This is a genomic window from Pseudomonas sp. Pseusp97, assembly GCF_047304025.1.
In the GTDB taxonomy this organism is placed as follows: Bacteria; Pseudomonadota; Gammaproteobacteria; order Pseudomonadales; family Pseudomonadaceae; genus Pseudomonas.
The window spans coordinates 1-998 of record NZ_JBGLYK010000446.1; the positions used below are offsets into that span (position 1 = coordinate 1).

The 998-nt window shown below is 67.9% G+C and carries 1 protein-coding gene and 1 pseudogene; both read right to left on the reverse strand.

What is annotated here, in order from left to right:
- On the reverse strand, positions 1 to 590 hold a 590-nt coding region (locus ACCC94_RS29775; RefSeq protein WP_413353180.1), incomplete at its 3' end, for a FadR/GntR family transcriptional regulator.
- 127 nt (positions 591 to 717) lie between these two features.
- Positions 718 to 998: pseudogene (locus tag ACCC94_RS29780) on the reverse strand (hypothetical protein); the annotation flags it as partial.

Below are 998 nucleotides of genomic sequence, written 5' to 3' on the forward strand. Positions count from 1 at the left end.
GCCTCGAGCAGCTCGCGGTGCAGCTCGAAGCTGGGCTGCGGCCGGCTCGGGTCGCCGATGGTGCGTTCCAGGCCGGCGCGGATCACCTGGGAGAAGTAGCGGTACAGCTCGCTGAGCACTGGGTTGTGCGCGCTATCCACCACGCGCTGGTGGAAGGCCAGGTCGAGGTCGATGTAGGTCGTCAGATCGCCGCCGTGATGCACGGCGGAAACCTCCAGCGCTTCGCGCAGGGCCGCGAGATCCGTGTCAGTGCGGCGCTCGGCGGCCAGCCGGCTGGCTTCCACCTCGATGATGCCGCGCGCTTCCAGCGCCTGCTCCACCGAACTGCGGGCCAGCACCAGCATGGCGTCCAGCGGGTTGGCGCAGGCGCGCACGTAGGTGCCGTCGCCCTGGCGCACTTCCAGCACGCCGGAAAAGGTCAGCACACGCACGGCTTCGCGCACGGTGTTGCGGCTGATCCCGAGGGACTCGGCCAGTTCCGGTTCCGGCGGCAGGCGTTGGCCCAAGGGCCAGGTGCCGTCGTCGATGCGCTGGTGGATCTGCTCGATGGCGATATCCACCAGCGAGCGCTTCTGCAGAGGGCTTGGCATGCAAACATCCAATCATCGGATGAATTTGAGGAGGCCAAGACTAGGCCAGAGACAGCACCCTGGCAATGCGCAAAAGGCGGGGAACCACCGGAGCGGGGACGCTCCGGCGGCGGGTGAAGCGGGCAGGTCAGGCGGCGATGTTCACCAGGCTGCCGCTGGTGGCCTGGAGCGTAGTGGCATCGCTGCTCTGGTACTGCTTGAGCAGGTTGGCGACCAGCTTCTGGTAAGCGGCGCTGGTGTTGGAATCTGCGTTGGACTGACTGCTGGATTGGCTGCCGGAGGGCGGGGGAGGCGGCGGGCCGTCGCCCTGGCCCTGGGCCTGGAAGGCACTGGTCAGTTCGTCGCTGCTGATGCCGCCGCTGCCGTCGGCGTCGAGCTGGCCGAAGAGCTGGCTGAGCTGGTCGCTGT